We start from the raw sequence: 17,349 nt of genomic DNA on the forward strand, positions 1-17,349 counted from the left end.
AGCATTTCCCCTAAAAAATCATCGCCGCCAAAAATCAGGCGCCGTCAGAATTAATACCGAATAAAATTCCAAGCGGCCCACGACCATACAAAACGTCAACCACCATTTTATCAGAATCGGCAGCCCCGCATAGTTATCATAGGGGCCGACCGCGCCCAAACCGGGGCCGATGTTAAATAAACACGCAGCGGTAGCGGTCATCGACGTGACGAAGTCGATTCCATGCGCGGATAAGATGCCAATCGAAACAATAAACACCGCCGTCGCCAAAATAAAAAACCCGCTGATGCCGCTGAGCACTTTGTCCGGCACGGTCTTCTCATCCATTTTGATCATCACCACTGCGGCGGGGTAGAGCAAGCGGTACATCTCCCGGTAGGCGATCTTGGCTAACAACACGATCCGCACCACCTTGATCCCGCCGCCGGTGGAGCCTGCGCAGCCGCCGACGAACATCAGCAAAAATAGCCCCATCTGCGCGAGCGGGTGCCAGACCTCAAAATCCGCTGTCGCGAACCCGGTGGTCGTCATAATCGACGCCGCCTGAAACAGCCCGTGTTCCAATGAAGAAAGCACGCTCGGTTGATCGCCGTTCTGATACACGAGAAACGTCAAACCAAGCGTCGCGATGAGAATGATCGAGAAGTAGGCGCGAAACTCGGCGCTCTTCCAATAGATATTGGTTTGCCCTTTGAGGAACCGGTAGTGCAGCGCGAAGTTGGCCCCGGCGAGAACCATAAAAAACGAAATCACATAGTTAATCGCCGGGCTTTGATAGCCGCTCACGCTTTGCGCATGAGTTGAAAAACCTCCGGTCGCGACCGTACCGAACGAATGACACAACGCATCGAAGACGGTCATCCCACAAAACCACAACGCGGCGGTCTGTAAGAGCGTCAGCAAAATGTAGACTTTGGATAACGTCATTGCGGTGTCGGCGATGCGCGGCTTGAGGCGGTCTTGCACCGGGCCGGGCGCTTCGGTCCGGAACAGCTGCATCCCCCCGGCGCCGATCAGCGGCAGAATCGCCAGCGACAGAACAATGATGCCCATCCCGCCCAGCCAATGGGTGGTGCTGCGCCAAAACATAATGCCGTGCGGCTGGTTGAAATCCGTCAACACGCTGGCCCCGGTGGTGGTCAGGCCTGAGAGCGATTCAAACACGCTATTGCTGAACGACAACCATAGCCCCGCCGCCGCATTGGCCGGCGTAATCTCCGCGAAGGTTTGCGCAAAAAATGCGGCGTCATTCGCTGGGGCCTGCGGGGCAAAAGTTTGCGCAAAGAAAAACGGCAGCGCTCCAAACAGCCCGCACAAAAACCACCCGCCGGTGACGATGAGAAATCCGTCGCGCGGGGTGATGTCGTCCGTCTGATCGTCTGGTTTATGAGTCACCGCCAGCGAAGCGCCCACAAGAGCCGTCGCCAACATCGCCAGCGCAATCGCCTTATCGCCGCCGTCGCCGTAAATGTACGAGACCAGCAACGACGGCGCCATGCTCACGCTGAAGAACACCAAAATCCAACCAAGAACAAAAATCACTAAGCGGTATTGCAAACAAATCCTCCAGGGCGATTCTGGTGGGTTAAGAACCCACCCTACAAACGAACTCAACTTACAAAACCTGCTCCCTCTCCTACTGGGAGAGGGTTGGGGAGAGGGTTAATAAATTGCGCTTGTCGCAAGGCGGGTTAAAACCCACCATGCATTCGTGTCATCGCGAGCGCACCATTTAATTCACTGAAAACCAGGGCGCAGCACGCTGCGCCCGAATCCCCCCTGGCGTTTTCAGCGCCTACCCCCCTTATTAAGGGGGGTAGGGGGGATCAACAATTGAGAGCATGTCTCAATAGCCCGCACCGACGCGAAAAGAGATGCACCCAAGCCGATGCTATTCTACGATTCAATACCACACGCTTAAGTATAAACCCGAACCGCCTCCACGGAATCAGCCGCAGCTCATTCAATCTTAAATTATTCAATCGAGCGTAACGAAACTCCGGTTCATCCGTTAGCCTTTGGGCGAATATGGCTGACGGATAGGCTCCCTGAATTCACAACGGGATATGCTATACTTAATTGCTTATAGTAGTTGCCAGTATTATGTGCAGATTGAGTTTCCGTAACGGTATCTATCGCTGAGCCCTACGGGCGCACTTTACGCACATATTTACGACAAACGCTCTAACGCCTAATTTTACAAAAATCGGCGCGCCGTGACTACGCCGTCAGGATTCAATATGTCAGCCGTTCAATATGTCCTCAAAAAAATCTTTGGAACCAAACAACAACGCGACATGCGCCGCTACGCCCCGATGGTGGAGGCGGTCAACAGCCTCGAAGAATGGGCGAAAGGCCTCTCCGACGGCGACCTGTGCGCTCAAACCGACGCATTCCGCCAAAAATTGAGCGAAGGCGAGACTCTCGACGACGTGCTTCCCGAAGCCTTCGCCGTGGTGCGTGAAACTTCGGTGCGCGTGTTGAAAATGCGCCATTTTGACGTGCAACTCATCGGCGGTATGGTGTTGTATGAAGGCAAAATCGCTGAAATGGCCACGGGCGAAGGTAAGACGCTGGCCGCGACCCTGCCTGCGTACCTCCACGGCCTGAGCGGAAAAGGCGTCCATATCGTCACCGTTAACGATTACCTCGCCAAGCGCGACCGCGAGTGGATGGGGCCGCTGTTTGAATTTCTGGGCCTCACCGTCGGCACCATTCAACACGACCTCGATTTTGACGAACGCCGCGCCGCCTACGCCTGCGACATTACCTATGGAACCAATAACGAATTCGGCTTCGACTACCTTCGCGACAACATGGCCATCGCCAAAGAACATTGCGTTCAACGCAACCTCAACTTTGGCATCGTTGATGAAGTCGACAGCATTTTAGTTGATGAAGCCCGCACCCCGCTCATTATCTCCGGCCCCGCCGACGCCTCCACCGAAAAATACGGCGTAGTCGATAAAGTCGTTCGCCGACTCAAACTCGATGAGGATTTCACCGTCGATGAAAAAGATCAGGTGGTCTCTTTAACAGAAGAAGGCCAGGAAAACATCCAAAAGATGCTCAACGTCAGCATCTATGACGAACAAAATCTCGACTTGGTCCACCATGTCAATCAATCGTTGAAGGCGCATTACCTGTTCAAACTCGATGACCGTTACATGATCGAAGACGGCGAAGTGGTCATCGTCGATGAATTCACCGGACGCAAGATGCCGGGCCGCCGCTATAGCGATGGGCTGCATCAAGCCATCGAAGCCAAAGAAGGCCTTAAAGTCCAGCGCGAAAACCAGACGCTGGCGACCATTACGTTTCAGAATTACTTTCGTTTATATGAAGTGCTCTCCGGCATGACCGGCACCGCCGACACTGAAGCCGAAGAGTTTATGGAAATCTATAAACTCGAAGTGGTGGTCATCCCCACCAACCGCCCCATGGCGCGAGCGGACCATCCCGACGCGGTCTACAAAACCATCCGTGAGAAAGACGTCGCCCTCGCTGACGAAATCGAAGAATGCCACAAAAACGGCCAGCCCGCGCTGGTGGGCACCGTCTCGATTGAAAAGTCAGAAAAAGTCTCGTCGCTGCTCAAAAAGCGCGGCATCAAACATCACGTGCTCAACGCCAAGTTCCACGAACGCGAAGCCGAAATCATCGCCGGAGCGGGCCAATCCGGCGCAGTCACTATCGCCACCAACATGGCGGGCCGCGGCACCGACATCAAACTCGGCGAAGGCGTCATCGAAGCGGGCGGGCTGCACATCATCGGCACCGAGCGCCACGAATCTCGCCGCATCGACAACCAGCTGCGCGGACGCGCGGGCCGCCAGGGCGACCCCGGTTCGTCGCGGTTCTTTTTATCGCTCGAAGACGACCTGATGCGCATCTTCGGCGGCGAGCGCATCAAAGGCCTCGCTGAGCGCTTTGGCATGGAAGAGGGCGAGGTGCTCGAACACGGCATGGTGTCGAAAGCCATCGCCAACGCCCAGAAGCGCGTCGAAGGGCACAACTTCGATATCCGAAAACACATCCTCAAATATGACGACGTGATGAACAAACAGCGCGAGGTCATCTACGGCATCCGCCAGGACCTGCTGCAAGGCGAAGACCCCAAAGACCACTTCTGGGGCATGACCGAAGAGGTCATCGACTACGTTATCGACATTTCCATCAACGATCCGCGCGACGCCGAAGCCTGGCAGCCCGAACTGCTCAAAGACAATCTGCGCAATTTTTTCGGCATCCCCGTCCCGTTCGGCAGAGAGGTGTTGGATTGGGTGGGCATTAAAAACGGCATGACCGGCGAGGAAATGTTTGACGCCGTCAAAGCCAAAGTGACAGAGCGCTTCGACGAACGCATGGAGAAATTCGGCTCCGACTTAGGCCGTTGGCTGATGTCGGTCATCATGCTGCGCACGGTTGACTCGCGCTGGAAAGAACACCTCTACACCATGGACCACCTGAAAGATTCGGTCGGTCTGCGCGCCTACGGTCAAAAAGACCCGCTTCAGGAATATCAAAAAGAAGGCTTCGCGATGTTTGAGCAGATGTACTCCAGCATCCAACATCAGAGCGTGACCAACTGGTTCTATGTCGAAGTCGCCGACCGCACCCAGGCCGAGCAGTTGCGCCCCAAACAACAGGTGACGTCGACCAACCAGGGACAGAGCGCAGCGTCAGCGGGCAAAGGCGGCGGACGCGGAAAAGCCGGGCGTCAGAAAATCAAAGTGAACGATCCCTGTCCTTGCGGCAGCGGCAAGAAATACAAAAAATGCTGCATGCTCAAAGAAGCCGCCCGAACGTAAGATTTGTATTGTAGGGTGGGTTCTTAACCCACCGAGAAAACGGTGGAGGTAGACGCTGTGGCTACCAAAAAGCAAGAAATACTCGACTTGGTTTCATCCATGCCTGATGACGCTGACTATGACGACGTCATGGCAAAACTCTATTTTAAACAAACAGTCGAGAATAGCCTGAATGAGATAGACCAAAACAAAACGGTTTCTCACGACCAAGCCAAAGCGCGCCTCTCAAAATGGATTCAATAAATACGATCGTCTGGACAGAGAGAGGGATTGAAAGTCTTGAATCCATCGCTGAATTTATTTCAAAAGATTCAGTCTATTATGCAAGCCAATTGGTGAAGAAAATCCTTGAAGCAATTGACAGGTTGCAAAAATTCCCACAAATAGGCCGAAATCGAACGTTTCTCTTACTCCGTCGCGCTCTGCACATCGCGGCATTTTGTCCAGTCTTTCCATTCGAGAGGAGCGCGGCCTTCGCGCATCGCCGGGTTTGCGAGACCGGCGGGTTTGATGCGCCACCCCAGGTCGTAACTGGTTTTGATGATCGCCCCGTTGCTGTTCAGGCCATTGCTCAGATCATACAGAGGTAAGCGCAAGTCGGGTTTGACGAAGTCGTCTTCATCAAATTGAAACGGTCCTACCATCAAATGGTCCCAGCGCTCGTCCATCAATGAAAACTCGCCAAACCAGCCAATGACAGCGAAGAATTCAGGATACAACAACAAAGAAAATTCGACCCGAATATCAATGTCAGGCAATTTTACTTCGGGATACTGCCGCGCAAATTCATCAATATTCACCTGCCGAAACAGATAATCGCCGACATAGCGCATCTCGCCGTCAGGCATCGGAACCAGATGGCGAACGCTGCTTGATATCGTGTGCAGCGCATAACCGCCGTTTTGATTGTAGAGAGGGAACGACGCATAGCCGCGGTCGATTTCGGCGAACACGCCGGGCGTAGTCGCAAGCATATCAGCGATGGAGCCGACCGTTTTTTCGACCGAGGCAATCTGTTGGGTCGATTGCGCGCGCATGAACTGAGGCAGCATTACCGTGAACAAAACGCTCACGACAGCGATGACGACAATGATTTCAATCCAAATGATCTGGTTACGGTTGTCCTTCCGGCTCAAGAAAGGCAGGCCGCTTGCGCCATCCCGCTTGGTAACTGTCACGATACACGACTCCCGGATTACCCCAGCCATTGTTTGCGCCATAAAGCGGATAGCGAGGCTGCACCATATAATAGCCCTGCGCGTCTAATACAGGCGCAAAATACAAGTCGTCATTTTTAAAGGTTGCGCTCAAAAAGGAGCGGTCTGCTCCCAACCAAGCGTAGACGACAAATGAGACGTCTTCCGTCAACGTAAACACATCCACCCAGATTTCGACATCGCTGTTTTGAATGTCCGCAAGCGGAATCCGTTTCTTGTCTAACCAAATACGATCATGATAGAGCGAAAGCGCAAAACTCGTTTGATCATTAACAAAATAACGCTCGCGCGACTTGGCCCACGCATCATAAAAATACTGGCTGGCGCGAGAGCCGACTCCTTCATCGCTGGTTTCCGCATACGAACGGGCGATCTCATTCACAATCAGCTGCACTTCATTTAGTTTCGTCGCATTTTGGTTTCTGAAAAAATTGGGAAGCATTACGCCAAACAACGCAATAACAACGCCGATGACGATGCACGTTTCAATCCAATATCGTCGTTTCCATTTCGGCATTGTCTATTGCTCTACGCGCGCAACGAGTGAGGGCTGCACACGGTATAAGTAGGAGATGACGAAACCCGTCACTACGCCTTCGATAATCGCCACCGGCAGGTGCGCCAGAAACGCGAATTCCGCCAGGTAGCGAAATTCCTCGCCCGTCCAAAGCAACAGCAACATCCAAAACGCCCCGGTCAACAGCACCGCAAAACCGCCCAACACACCGCCAATCACGGCGCGCCATTGCGGGCGCCAGCGGCACAGCCATTCATAGCCCTGCCAACAAATCAACGCGGGAACGCCGAACAGGCACACGTTGACGCCCAAAACGGTAAACCCGCCGTGCGACAACAACGCCGCCTGCAACGCCAACCCCACCGGAAACGCCATCAGCGCGCGCCGCCCCAACACAACGCCGATCAGCCCGTTAAACATCAGATGGACGCTGCCGACCGGCATCCGCAAATGCACCAGCGACGCCACAAAAAACGCGGCGGTGAACAAGGCGATGCGGGGAATTTCATCATCTTTGACTTTGTATGACGACCAGACAAACAGGCCGCCCGCTGCGGCGAACCCGCTTGCGAGCGCGGGCCATGATAACAATCCATCCGACAAGTGCATGGTTCGGCTTTCTTGGCTGTATTACTTACAGAAAAATCGTAACACGAAGTGCGGTTCGATTCAATCGGCGGACGGTGCTATCATAATTGCATCCCATTCCCTCAAAAGAGGTTTACGATGCAAATTGCCCGCTTGCTATTGCTACTCCCGCTGTTGCTTCTCGGTTGCGCGACCCATAATCAGAACGTTTCACTGAATGAGCGCGCTTACGACCATGTTTACGCCAACCCGTCGCTGCCGCGCGTTTTGCTGATCGGCGATTCGATTTCGATTGGATACACCCACCCGGTGCGTGAGATGCTGCGCGGAAAAGCCAACGTGTATCGCATCCCCGAAAACGGCGGGCCGACCACGCGCGGGCTTGAGAAATATGACGAATGGCTGACCTGCGGTTGTTTTGACGTGATTCATTTCAACTGGGGGCTGCACGACCTGAAATACATGGAAGACGGCGAGCATCAGGTTTCAATTGACCAATACGAACGCAACCTGGCGGTGTTGGTCCAGCGCTTGTTGCAAACCGACGCGAAATTGATCTGGGCGAGCACCACGCCTGTCCCTCAGGGCGACCTCAGCCCCAAGCGCGTTCCCGGCGATGTGTTGCAATACAACGCGGTTGCGAAAGAAATCATGGACCGGCGCGGCGTTATGATTAACGATTTGTATACTTTTGCCTTCGACCAGTTAGACCAAATCCAGCGCCCCGCCAACGTCCATTTTACGGACGACGGTTCGTACGCCTTAGGCGCGCAGGTCGCCGAGAGCATCCTGCAGGCGTTGGACGAATAGCTACTTATGCTCTATACCGAGTTGATCCCCCCTCGCCCCCCTTATTAAGGGGGGCGGCGTTGCAAACGCTGGGGGGATTAAAGCAATCTAGCCCACCTTGCCCATGAAATCCATCAGCATCATCGCTTCGCGATAAAGCGAAACCACCTCTCATTCTTCTTGTTTTTTATTCCCGCCAAACAGCGACTTGATTCCATCTTTCAGACCTTTGACGGCGCCGCCTGCGGTTCCCAGCGACGTATCAATCAAATCTTTCGTCGTGCCGATTGGGTCCGTCACCATCCCGGGGATGCTGACGATGCGCTTCACCAGCGTGTTGCCTAACACGCTGAACACGCTAATGCCCGGCTGGAACTGCGGGTCGGTCACATCGCCGCTGACCTTGTTGTTCTGCAACACAATGTCGCCGTCGGCGTTCTTTAAATCGTTGAGCGTCGTCACCGCCATCTGCGTTTTGAATTTCTGCGCGAAGGTATCTTCAAAGGTGGTGAATTGCGGCTTGGTGAGCGCAATATCAAACGTCGCTTCCATTTGGTTTTTCGTAATCGGCAGCGTCCCCGTAATCTGCAAACCACTCGAAGCCAGATTGACCGGCATCGACTCTTCATAATAAGGCGAATATGCCTTGAGATCGTCTATCGTTACATCGGTCTTCAAGTCCGTGTTCAGCGGCGAGAACACCGGCGATACTTTCCCTTTGATCGAAGCGCTGCCCGAACTGGGCGCAAGAAACTGCGCATCCAGAGCGAAGTCGCTCATCGGCGCTCTTTCGGCGCCGACCAGGACGTTGTTCCAGTCCAGGTCAATCGGCCCCCACACATGCTTGACGTTGCCCATGCGGCGGTCTTCGAGCGACAGTTGTTCAATCTGCATCGCCACGGTATTGATTTGCGTCGGCTGGCTGTTTGATTTTGTCCCGCCGCCCATTTCTTGCGAGAGTTTCGGCGCCAGTTCGTTCCACACGCTGAGCGCATCAAACGGTTCGACGCCGTCTTCGTCGATCCAGCCATCGAGTTTGATTCCCGTGGCGTTGAGCGATTCAAACACGCTCCAGTTTGATTTTGGATCATACGTCGCGGCGATTTCCGCAATGGTGAAGCCTGCCGTCCCAAGCGCCAATGGCGGCTGGTAGGCCACATTCAACACTGCAAGGCGGTTTTGGTTTGGATTCAGTTTGATCGCCCCCACTAGCAGGTCTTGCACCTTGGCGCCGTCTTTCCAGTATTCGACTTTAGCGCTGCTCAGGTCCGCTACGGGCAATGGCGCCGCTGGGCCCGAACCCGCATCGCCTTCTCCCGCAAACGACGCCATGATGCTGTTCACGCGAGTCATTGCGCGGCTCAGGTTAATGCCGTTGCTTGCGTCTTCGCGGATATACGCTACTGGCGTATTCAGTTCGACCGACTGCACGACCGGGTTCTCAAGCGTGAATCCGCCCACCGCCAATTGTTTGGCGGTCAGCAGCGGCTGGCCCATTTCGCTGAGAGTGATCCCGCCCAGGTTCAGCCCGTTTTCATAATTCAGGCTTGCCAGTTCAACGCCGATTGAGGTCGGCGCGTTGGCTTGGGCGTTGTTGGCGAGCACTGACGCTTTCACGCCCGTGAAAGCCAGCGACTTCACCGTCACCGGGGCGCCGCCGGTTGAAAACTGGGCGATTAATTTGTTGACCATGTTCAGCGCTGTGTTGAAATCGTAGAGGTTCTCGCCCGTCTCAATTCCTTCGACTGCGACCGTCTTCCCTTTTGCGATGATCGGCTTCTCGCCAGGGACCACGTTTTCAACATTCAATTCGCCGATGGCCGCGAACGGCTGCGTACGTCCGCCGCGTTGAATGGTTGATTCACTCAATTTCATCTTGTTATTTTTGAGATCAAAATCAATCTCGCCCAGATGAAAGACGAACAGCGATTGCAGCGCCTCGCTTTTTCCTTGCGCAAGCAACTCGACATTCAGCGCTTCGTCCCAATCAACATTGGGCAAAAACCGCGACAACACGCTCGCCAGTGGCAAGACGCCGTCCGCCTTGCGCTGAATTTCAAGATGAAGCCCCTTGGAGTAAAAGCGGTGCAGTTGGACCTTTTCTTCTCCGCCGATGTCGCCCCAGACTGAAATTTCCTCCGCCTTCAACAGAGCGCCGCTGTCGCGGTTGTTCAGGTCGAAGAAGCTAGCATTCTCAAGCGTGACCGAGCGCGTGGCGGGATTAATATCGAGATCGTCAAATTCAACGATGATCTGGTAATCATTCTCAAGCGTCGACTTGATGTAAGAAACCGCAATCGACTCCCAATAAAAATACGCGACGGTTCCCCCAATGAGACCGACCGCCAGCAGGACAACGAAACCAACTAATAATATTTTTTTCATTTGAATACTCCCGTTTCAACAGGGTTCTCTCTAAGAACCAAGCGTCATTATTTTTGTATATTTTGCAGATACAGTGGTTCGGAATTTCTGTATTGCTAGATTCTGTCTTATGATAGCCGATTTTCAAGCGCGATTGGGCCAGTGTGAATTACGACCGAAAAATACGAACCCATACGTCTTAATTTGTGTATCAGTCACAAAATCTGGTTCATCTGGTCAATGAGTACCTATCATGGATGGATGGTCATGATTTTGATAACGAAAAGGTATTCCGGTATATCAAAAATTGACAAACCAAATGTGCACCCATGCCAGATGCAGCGTAATCTCAATTTAAATTAAAAAAAGTATCAAATTTACGAAAAAACCCAAAATATCACTACAGGCATTTACTTTCACTGCCGGATATTGCTACCATAAATCTTGTGCGAAAACTACATTGACGCCTCGTGAAACATCATGCTGAGTCGCAGCCCAAACCCAAAAACGCCTCCCACTCAATGCCAACGCATGTTGCGCGGTATGGAAGCCATGCTCAGGCGAGTTGAAACGCTCGAAAAAGACCATAATAAGATCAAATGGTCTCATGCGATAGCAATCTCCCTCTTCATCTTTATTGCCACATATATTGTTTATGACGGCATGATCGGTAATTATAACGTTCATATAAACGCCTCAAGCGTCAATGAATCTATCGTCACACGTCAGTATATTTATGACGACCAAGGACGAATAGAAGCCCAACTCGAATTCAACCTGGACAACGAAGTAGTATGGAAACGGCTATATCAATATGACGAAAACGGCAATCAAACGCGATGCGAAGATTCTAATCGCGAAGGCGTCGCTGTCAGCCGCGTTGAATGTACATTCGATGAACAAGGCAGAGAAATCGAGAGGACGGAAATCGACTTGTTAGAGAAACAATCCGAACAATGGCGCTTCACCTACAATGAAAAAGGCGCGAAAATCCGCGCCCAGAAAAACATTAATTCCCCATCCACGGGTTAATTCATCCCCGGGTATTCACTAAATCAATTTACTTCACCAGCTGTTGATCGAAGATATGCCGAACCAGGGCGGTCTTCATGTCTTCATCCAGCCCCAATAAAAACGAACGGCGGCCTTCAAACAACGACGTATGATACACCTTTTCATAGGCGCGCAACAAGTCCGTCAACCGCTCCCATTTTAATTGTTGAAACGTATCTTCGCTGAGCGACTCAGCGCGTTCCACTAACGGAGCGCCCAAAATGCGAACCAGTTCGTCTCTTGATATTTCGACAACGCCGTCCATCGAAGGCCCTCTCATACATCCAGTTTCAACTAGAAATACCCTTGTTTGTGCAAATATTCAGCGGCCATCAATTCGCCCTTGGCGGCGCCGCGCTTGGTGTTGTGTGACAACGCACAATATTTCAGCCCGTTTTGACCAAAATTTTCATCCTGGCGAATGCGCCCGATCACGGTCGACATGCCGCCGCCCAACTCGCGGTCCAGCCGCGGCTGCGGACGGTTGTCTTCATTTTTAACGATAATGGTTTGCGCTGGCGCTGACGGTAGATCGCCAAAACGGGTAGCGCACTTAGAATTATACGTACGGATCACCTCGATATAGTCGTCCGGCGTACAGGGCTTTTCGGTCTCGACGAAAATCGAAAGAAAATGCCCGTCCAGCGTCGGAACGCGGGTGCAGGTGCAACTCACCGGAATATTGGCGTTAACCACCGCGCCCTTCTCGAATGCGCCCAGCGCTTTGACCGTCTCCAACACTACCTTGCCTTCTTCTTTGGCGATGTAGGGATACACGTTATCAACGATGTCCATCGCTGAATGCCCGGGATAGCCCGCGCCTGACAGCGCCTGCATCGAAGTCATAAACACGCTCTTGACGCCAAACGCGTCATACAGCGGTTTGAGCGAAATAATCAGCCCCATCGTGGTGCAGTTCGGGCCGGGGACGACAAAGCCCTTCCAGCCGCGGTTTTTGCGCTGCTTTTCGATCAAGGGCGCGTGATCGGCGTTCACTTCCGGCACCAGAATGGGCACATCGTCTTCATAGCGATACGCCGCCGCCGTGCTGATGACCGGCATCTCTTTGGCGTAATCGCCTTCAATTTTCCCGGCGACGTCAGAGGGCAGCGCCGAAAAAATGATGTCGTATTTATCGAGCTCATCCAAACCGTCTGAGATCAATTTGACCTGCATCTCAGTAATGTCATTGGGGAGCGGTAAGGACGAGTGCCATACGGCGGCCTCGCCGTAGGTTTTGCCTGCGGAACGCTCGGACGCATACAACCCCGCCGTCTCAAACCAGGGGTGTCCGATCAGGGCTTCTACAAATTGCTGTCCCGCAACGCCGGTTGCGCCTAATATGGCTGCACGTTTCTTCTTCATGGCCGGGTTAACTCCAACGATGGTTAAAATGTATAGAGAAGAGATTTTAACCCAACCCGTCCACGGACAAAGGGGATCGACGCAGTCATACCGATTTACGGTTCGCGTGAATTTTGTTTGCGCTCAATGCGTAACATCGTCCGATAAATCAAAACCAGCAAAACGATGATGATAACCGGAAACGCCAACACAAGCGCAGCCCCACCCATCTGGAACAGAAACGCAACAATATCTAAATCAATCATTCCGAACCTCCCGATTGTGAATGAGGAGGATTGGGCGCGGAGTGTGACGGCGCCGTCGGCGGCGCCTGCGAAGCGCCGGGCTGATGGCGCATTAAATAATCGAGTTTGGTTTCGATCCGCCGGACATAATTGATAATCAATACTGCCAACACCAGCGTAACAAACGGTAAAAACAGGTTAATAACTGTCATAATCATAAATGGAACCATAAGCAACATTTCAAACGAACCTAAATTCGGCATAGTCATTCTCCTTAGACTTTTAGCCCCCCTTTTTAAGGGGGGACGGCGCTGAAAGCGCCAGGGGGGATTTCAAAACAGCATAAACAAAGCGATACATTCAAGCAATACGTCGCCTAACCGCCCCCAATCTTTGGGGGCGGAACTTTAACAACTCATCACCCTTTACCGCATCCGCGTCATTGCGAAGAAGCCACTGACAATAATTGCTTTAAGGGCTATTATAATTTACAACAATCATTTAAATTCTGCCCCCTAGCCTGTTTTTGTTTGAATTCATGATATACTACGATAAGATATAGATATCTCATTCACAAACAATATATTTTTTACCTTTACGCCGTATCGTAAAAACTGAATTGACAGGGAAGCATGGGGTTGATAGACTCCAAACCATGAACGAAAACATAAATGACGCCGACGGAGTCCCTCCGTCATATTTGTCTAGTTGTTTGAAACCCATCCAATCGATCCTGCGAGCGATACGTGTGAATGCGCGGCGCCTGTCTGTTTCCGGGCGTATCGTTCTCGACATGTTTCATCCTTTGCTCCAACCTGCTTACGCGCCGGTTCGCCTTGTCATATCCAGGCGAAAAGAACCGAGGCGCCGATAGATCACGATGCAAGTTCCCGTAAACGATCAAAACGTCCAACAGACGATCCAATTATTGAATATCGAAGAAAGCCAAGACCTGTTTGGCCCGCGCGATGAAAATCTGCGCGTCTTGCAGGCGCATTTCCACGCCCGCATCGCAGCGCGCGGCGATACCATCACGGTTTCCGGCGACGCCGAACAAGTCGAAGCAGTGTTGTCGATCTTTGAGGAACTCCTCAAACTGGTGCGTAAAGGCGACCCGATCAGTCGCCGCGACGTCGAGTTTTTGCTCGAAGCCAAAGCGCAAAGCAACCCGCAAGCGCTCGAAGAAGCCTTCGCCCCCGTCTCATGGACGCTGCGGGGCCGCAAAGGACTCATCAAACCCAAAAGTCCCGGACAGCGCCAATATTTAAACGCCATCTTCAACCATGACGTGGTATTCGGCATCGGCCCGGCAGGCACAGGCAAAACCTACCTGGCCGTCTCCGCCGCCGTCTCCGCGCTCGAACGCAAAGTGGTGCGCCGCATCATTTTGGCGAGGCCTGCCGTTGAAGCGGGCGAATCGCTGGGGTTTTTGCCCGGCGATCTACGCGCCAAGGTCGATCCGTTTTTGCGTCCGTTATATGACGCGCTCTATGACATGCTCAATCCTGATTTGGTGCAGCGCTATCTCGAACAAGGCACCGTCGAGATTGCGCCGCTGGCCTACATGCGCGGGCGTACGCTCAACAACTCGTTTATCATCATGGACGAAGCCCAAAACACCACCCCCGAACAAATGAAAATGTTCCTCACCCGCCTGGGGTTCAACAGCCAAGCCGTTATCACAGGCGACGTGACCCAGATCGACTTGCCCCACGGCCGCAAAAGCGGACTCATCGAAGCGGCGAATATTTTAAAAGACGTCGACGATATTGCGATGGTGCGTTTGGACAAAGGCGACATCGTCCGGCATCCGCTGGTGCAAAAAATCGTCGAGGCCTATGAACTTCAGTTTCCAGAAACCACTTCACCGATGGTCTTTGACTCCAATAAGGAGAAACCCGCAGAGTAATCGCGAGTAACTATGAGCGCCACTTCACGCGGAAGCGAAAAATCACAAAAATCGGCGAAATCCCGCCCTTCCTGGATGGAACGCATCCAAGAACTGTGGGCGAGCGCCCAACCCCATTGGCCCTATGCGCTGACGTTGGCGGTTGCCGCCGTTCTGCTGCATTTATTGATTCGGCCTCCGGCGGCGGAAGACATCAGCCGTTTCCGGCTCAACGAACCGGCGCCGCGCGTGGTGTCTGCTCCGTTTGATTTTGACTACGCCGATTCGATTGCGACCGAAGCCAGGCGCCGCAACGCCGAAGCCTTCGTCGCACCGGTTTATAAAATCGACCAACAGGCGATGAGCAAACTCACCCAAACCTTCGAATCGCTGGCCGAAGCCGCCCGCACCGTCGAACGCGACGCCGACGCCAATCTGGATGAATGGGCCGACCAAGTCGCCAAAACGGCGGGCATTCAACTGCCCGAAGCCGCCGAGCGCCCCAGCGACGGCAAACAAGCCTTCATCGTCTTCGGCGCCAGCCCGGAATTTTGGAACGCCTCGTTGCAAAGCATCTACAAAGCCGCCGGGCTAGGCATCGCCGATAACATCGAACCGATCCGGCAGTTGATGAAAAACAGCCAGGCGGCGGCGGCCCCCAAAGTGGCGGTCGGCGTTAACATCATCGACTCAAACGGCGGCGAACGCGCCGTGTTTTCGCTCAACCAAATTCGCGGCGAAGACGAATTTTTCGCCCAATTTGAAACCGAGTTTCAAAAAGCCTTCTCTGCGGAAGCGAACACCGAACTGGCCGCCCACCTCGCATTCGAATTGTTAGAGTACGCCTATTCCGGCCCCAACCTGCTCTATGACTCCATCATAACCAACGAACGAAAAACCATTGCGCGCGACAAGGTTGAGCCGATGACCGCCAGCGCAAAAAAAGACGAAACCCTGGTCGGTAAAGACGTTATCGTGACCGCCCATCATCTCCAGATTTTGCGCGCACTCAACGAACAGATGCGCATCCCCCCGATTGCGGAAGTCGGCTATTTTCTGCTGGCCATTTTGTTTATTTCAATTTTGTTGAAATATCTCGCCGCGTATTACCCCGGCATCGTCTGGAGCAGCCAGCGCGTCGGCATTATTTTCGCTGGCGTCATTTTAATTTTAGGCGTCACCCGCGCTGCGGAATTTCTGTCAACGCTTGACCTGGGGCGCAACATCCTGAGCAACGTAGCCTACGCCATCCCCATGGGCGCGCTGGGCGTCATCCTCACGATTTTACAGAGTGCGCGGCTGGCGGCGTTTGTCTGCGCCCTGACCTCAATCTACGTCGGCATCATCTTGCAAGGCGGCCCCGCGTCGCCGATTTACAACGCGCTGGTGTGCTTCATTTCCGGCTGCGGCGCGATTTATACCGTGACCCGCATCCGCCAACGCAGCGATTTATATCGCGCTGGCGGCGTCTCGATTTTGCTCGCGGCGTTTATGATTCTCGCCATCGACCTGCAACAACAAAAAAGTTTCGAGTTGTTCATCGAACAGATCGACTTATTGAAATTCTCGCTGATGTGGGCGGTCGCCAACGGCATCCTGGTTTCGGTTTTGGCCATTGCCTTGATGCCGATGTTTGAAGACATTTACGGCAAAACCACCGACATGCGCTTGCTCGAACTCAGCCAAAAAACGGAGTTGCTGCAAAAACTCGAACAAGAAGCCCCCGGTTCCTATCAACACAGTATGCGCGTCGCCACCCTGGCCGAGACCGCCTCGCAATCCATCGGCGCCAACGCGCTATTAACGCGGGTGGGCTGTTATTATCACGACATCGGCAAGGTGTTTAACCCGCAATATTTTGTTGAGAACCAACAATCCAGCGCCGACAAAGCCAAGCACTCTAAGATCACCCCCAACATGAGTTGCCTGATTATTCGCAACCACGTCAAACACGGCACCGAAATGGCGCGGCAGAACAAACTGCCCGAAGAAATTATCAGTTTTATTCCCGAACATCACGGCACAACCTTGATGTCATATTTCTATCATCAGGCGTTGTCGGAAGACGACGGCGAAGGCAAAGTCAAAGAAGACGACTATCGCTATCCCGGCCCCAAGCCCCAATCGCCCGAAACCGCCATCGTCATGTTGGCTGACGCGCTCGAAGCCACCTCGCGCCTGCTCGACAACCCCGCTGAGCGCGACGTACGCCAGTTGGTGCGCAAGATTATCAATGAGCGTTTTATGGACGGACAGTTTGACGAATGCGATCTGACCCTGAAAGACCTTCACACGCTCTACCATTCGTTTTCTGAATCCATCATGCACACCTTGCATCAGCGCATCGCCTATCCGGCCCCGCCGGGCAAAGAGAAAATCGGCAAAGAAAAAGACGCCAAGTCCGAACCCAAATCAAAAGACAAAGACAGGCCGACGTCAAACGGCGAGTCGGCGCCGGGTGCGGAAGAGAAGCCAATGATTGCCCTGAAAGAAAAACGTCCCGCAGAATAATGCGGATGAAATAGAGAAAACC

The 17,349-nt window shown here is 53.2% G+C and carries 15 protein-coding genes; 6 read left to right on the plus strand and 9 right to left on the minus strand.

Annotated elements, in window-relative coordinates; genetic code table 11:
* Nucleotides 1–18: 18 nt before the first annotated feature.
* Complete coding sequence (locus P9L94_01130) at nucleotides 19–1,557, minus strand: potassium transporter TrkG (protein ID MDP8242655.1); 1,539 nt, start codon at nucleotides 1,555–1,557, stop codon at nucleotides 19–21.
* Nucleotides 1,558–2,240: 683 nt separating this feature from the next.
* Here P9L94_01130 and secA point away from each other — a divergent pair.
* Both secA and P9L94_01140 read left to right on the plus strand, forming a co-directional pair.
* Entirely contained in the window at nucleotides 2,241–4,811 is a 2,571-nt protein-coding gene (secA, locus tag P9L94_01135) for a preprotein translocase subunit SecA (GenBank protein MDP8242656.1), read from the plus strand.
* 57 nt (nucleotides 4,812–4,868) lie between these two features.
* Nucleotides 4,869–5,054, plus strand: coding sequence for a hypothetical protein (locus P9L94_01140; protein MDP8242657.1), 186 nt, complete (start codon nucleotides 4,869–4,871; stop codon nucleotides 5,052–5,054).
* A gap of 164 nt (nucleotides 5,055–5,218) precedes the next feature.
* Here the strand turns inward: P9L94_01140 and P9L94_01145 are convergent, their stop codons facing one another.
* Genes P9L94_01145 through P9L94_01155 form a run of 3 tightly spaced genes read right to left on the minus strand, consistent with a single transcriptional unit; the run spans nucleotide 5,219 to nucleotide 7,154 of the window.
* Nucleotides 5,219–5,989 (minus strand): hypothetical protein, encoded by a 771-nt coding sequence (locus P9L94_01145; protein MDP8242658.1) that lies wholly within the window; start codon nucleotides 5,987–5,989, stop codon nucleotides 5,219–5,221.
* The gene (locus P9L94_01150) at nucleotides 5,925–6,545 is read right to left on the minus strand and encodes a hypothetical protein (GenBank protein MDP8242659.1); all 621 of its coding nucleotides are present in this window, start codon (nucleotides 6,543–6,545) and stop codon (nucleotides 5,925–5,927) included. The genes P9L94_01145 and P9L94_01150 overlap by 65 nt, the downstream gene beginning before the upstream one ends.
* Before the next feature lie 3 nt (nucleotides 6,546–6,548).
* Nucleotides 6,549–7,154 carry a CbiM family transporter gene (locus P9L94_01155; protein ID MDP8242660.1) on the minus strand — a complete coding sequence of 202 codons (606 nt, stop codon included), beginning with the start codon at nucleotides 7,152–7,154 and terminating at the stop codon, nucleotides 6,549–6,551.
* A 117-nt stretch (nucleotides 7,155–7,271) separates the two neighbouring features.
* Between P9L94_01155 and P9L94_01160 the strand changes: the two genes are divergently transcribed.
* Nucleotides 7,272–7,943 (plus strand): SGNH/GDSL hydrolase family protein, encoded by a 672-nt coding sequence (locus tag P9L94_01160; GenBank protein MDP8242661.1) that lies wholly within the window; start codon nucleotides 7,272–7,274, stop codon nucleotides 7,941–7,943.
* Nucleotides 7,944–8,093: 150 nt separating this feature from the next.
* On the opposite strand, the gene P9L94_01165 is transcribed toward P9L94_01160, so the two are convergent.
* The gene (locus tag P9L94_01165; GenBank protein ID MDP8242662.1) at nucleotides 8,094–10,307 is read right to left on the minus strand and encodes a DUF748 domain-containing protein; all 2,214 of its coding nucleotides are present in this window, start codon (nucleotides 10,305–10,307) and stop codon (nucleotides 8,094–8,096) included.
* A gap of 459 nt (nucleotides 10,308–10,766) precedes the next feature.
* Between P9L94_01165 and P9L94_01170 the strand changes: the two genes are divergently transcribed.
* The gene (locus P9L94_01170) at nucleotides 10,767–11,318 is read left to right on the plus strand and encodes a hypothetical protein (protein MDP8242663.1); all 552 of its coding nucleotides are present in this window, start codon (nucleotides 10,767–10,769) and stop codon (nucleotides 11,316–11,318) included.
* A 28-nt stretch (nucleotides 11,319–11,346) separates the two neighbouring features.
* On the opposite strand, the gene P9L94_01175 is transcribed toward P9L94_01170, so the two are convergent.
* The 4 genes from P9L94_01175 to P9L94_01190 all read right to left on the minus strand — a co-directional run bounded on the left by P9L94_01175 (nucleotide 11,347) and on the right by P9L94_01190 (nucleotide 13,191).
* On the minus strand, nucleotides 11,347–11,619 hold the full coding sequence (locus tag P9L94_01175; GenBank protein MDP8242664.1) for a hypothetical protein: 273 nt from the start codon (nucleotides 11,617–11,619) through the stop codon (nucleotides 11,347–11,349).
* 14 nt (nucleotides 11,620–11,633) lie between these two features.
* Complete coding sequence (gene asd, locus P9L94_01180; GenBank protein ID MDP8242665.1) at nucleotides 11,634–12,704, minus strand: aspartate-semialdehyde dehydrogenase; 1,071 nt, start codon at nucleotides 12,702–12,704, stop codon at nucleotides 11,634–11,636.
* Between the two features lie 95 nt (nucleotides 12,705–12,799).
* Nucleotides 12,800–12,949 carry a hypothetical protein gene (locus tag P9L94_01185; protein MDP8242666.1) on the minus strand — a complete coding sequence of 50 codons (150 nt, stop codon included), beginning with the start codon at nucleotides 12,947–12,949 and terminating at the stop codon, nucleotides 12,800–12,802.
* A complete protein-coding gene (locus P9L94_01190; GenBank protein ID MDP8242667.1) occupies nucleotides 12,946–13,191 on the minus strand; it encodes a hypothetical protein in 246 nt (81 codons plus the stop codon). The genes P9L94_01185 and P9L94_01190 overlap by 4 nt, the downstream gene beginning before the upstream one ends.
* A gap of 617 nt (nucleotides 13,192–13,808) precedes the next feature.
* On the opposite strand from P9L94_01190, the gene P9L94_01195 reads away from it, so the two are divergent.
* Together P9L94_01195 and P9L94_01200 are read left to right on the plus strand one after the other, a co-directional pair.
* A complete protein-coding gene (locus P9L94_01195; GenBank protein MDP8242668.1) occupies nucleotides 13,809–14,837 on the plus strand; it encodes a PhoH family protein in 1,029 nt (342 codons plus the stop codon).
* Nucleotides 14,838–14,849: 12 nt separating this feature from the next.
* Nucleotides 14,850–17,327, plus strand: coding sequence for an HDIG domain-containing protein (locus P9L94_01200; GenBank protein ID MDP8242669.1), 2,478 nt, complete (start codon nucleotides 14,850–14,852; stop codon nucleotides 17,325–17,327).
* Nucleotides 17,328–17,349 lie beyond the last annotated feature (22 nt).

Source organism: Candidatus Hinthialibacter antarcticus (genome assembly GCA_030765645.1).
In the GTDB taxonomy this organism is placed as follows: Bacteria; Hinthialibacterota; Hinthialibacteria; order Hinthialibacterales; family Hinthialibacteraceae; genus Hinthialibacter; species Hinthialibacter antarcticus.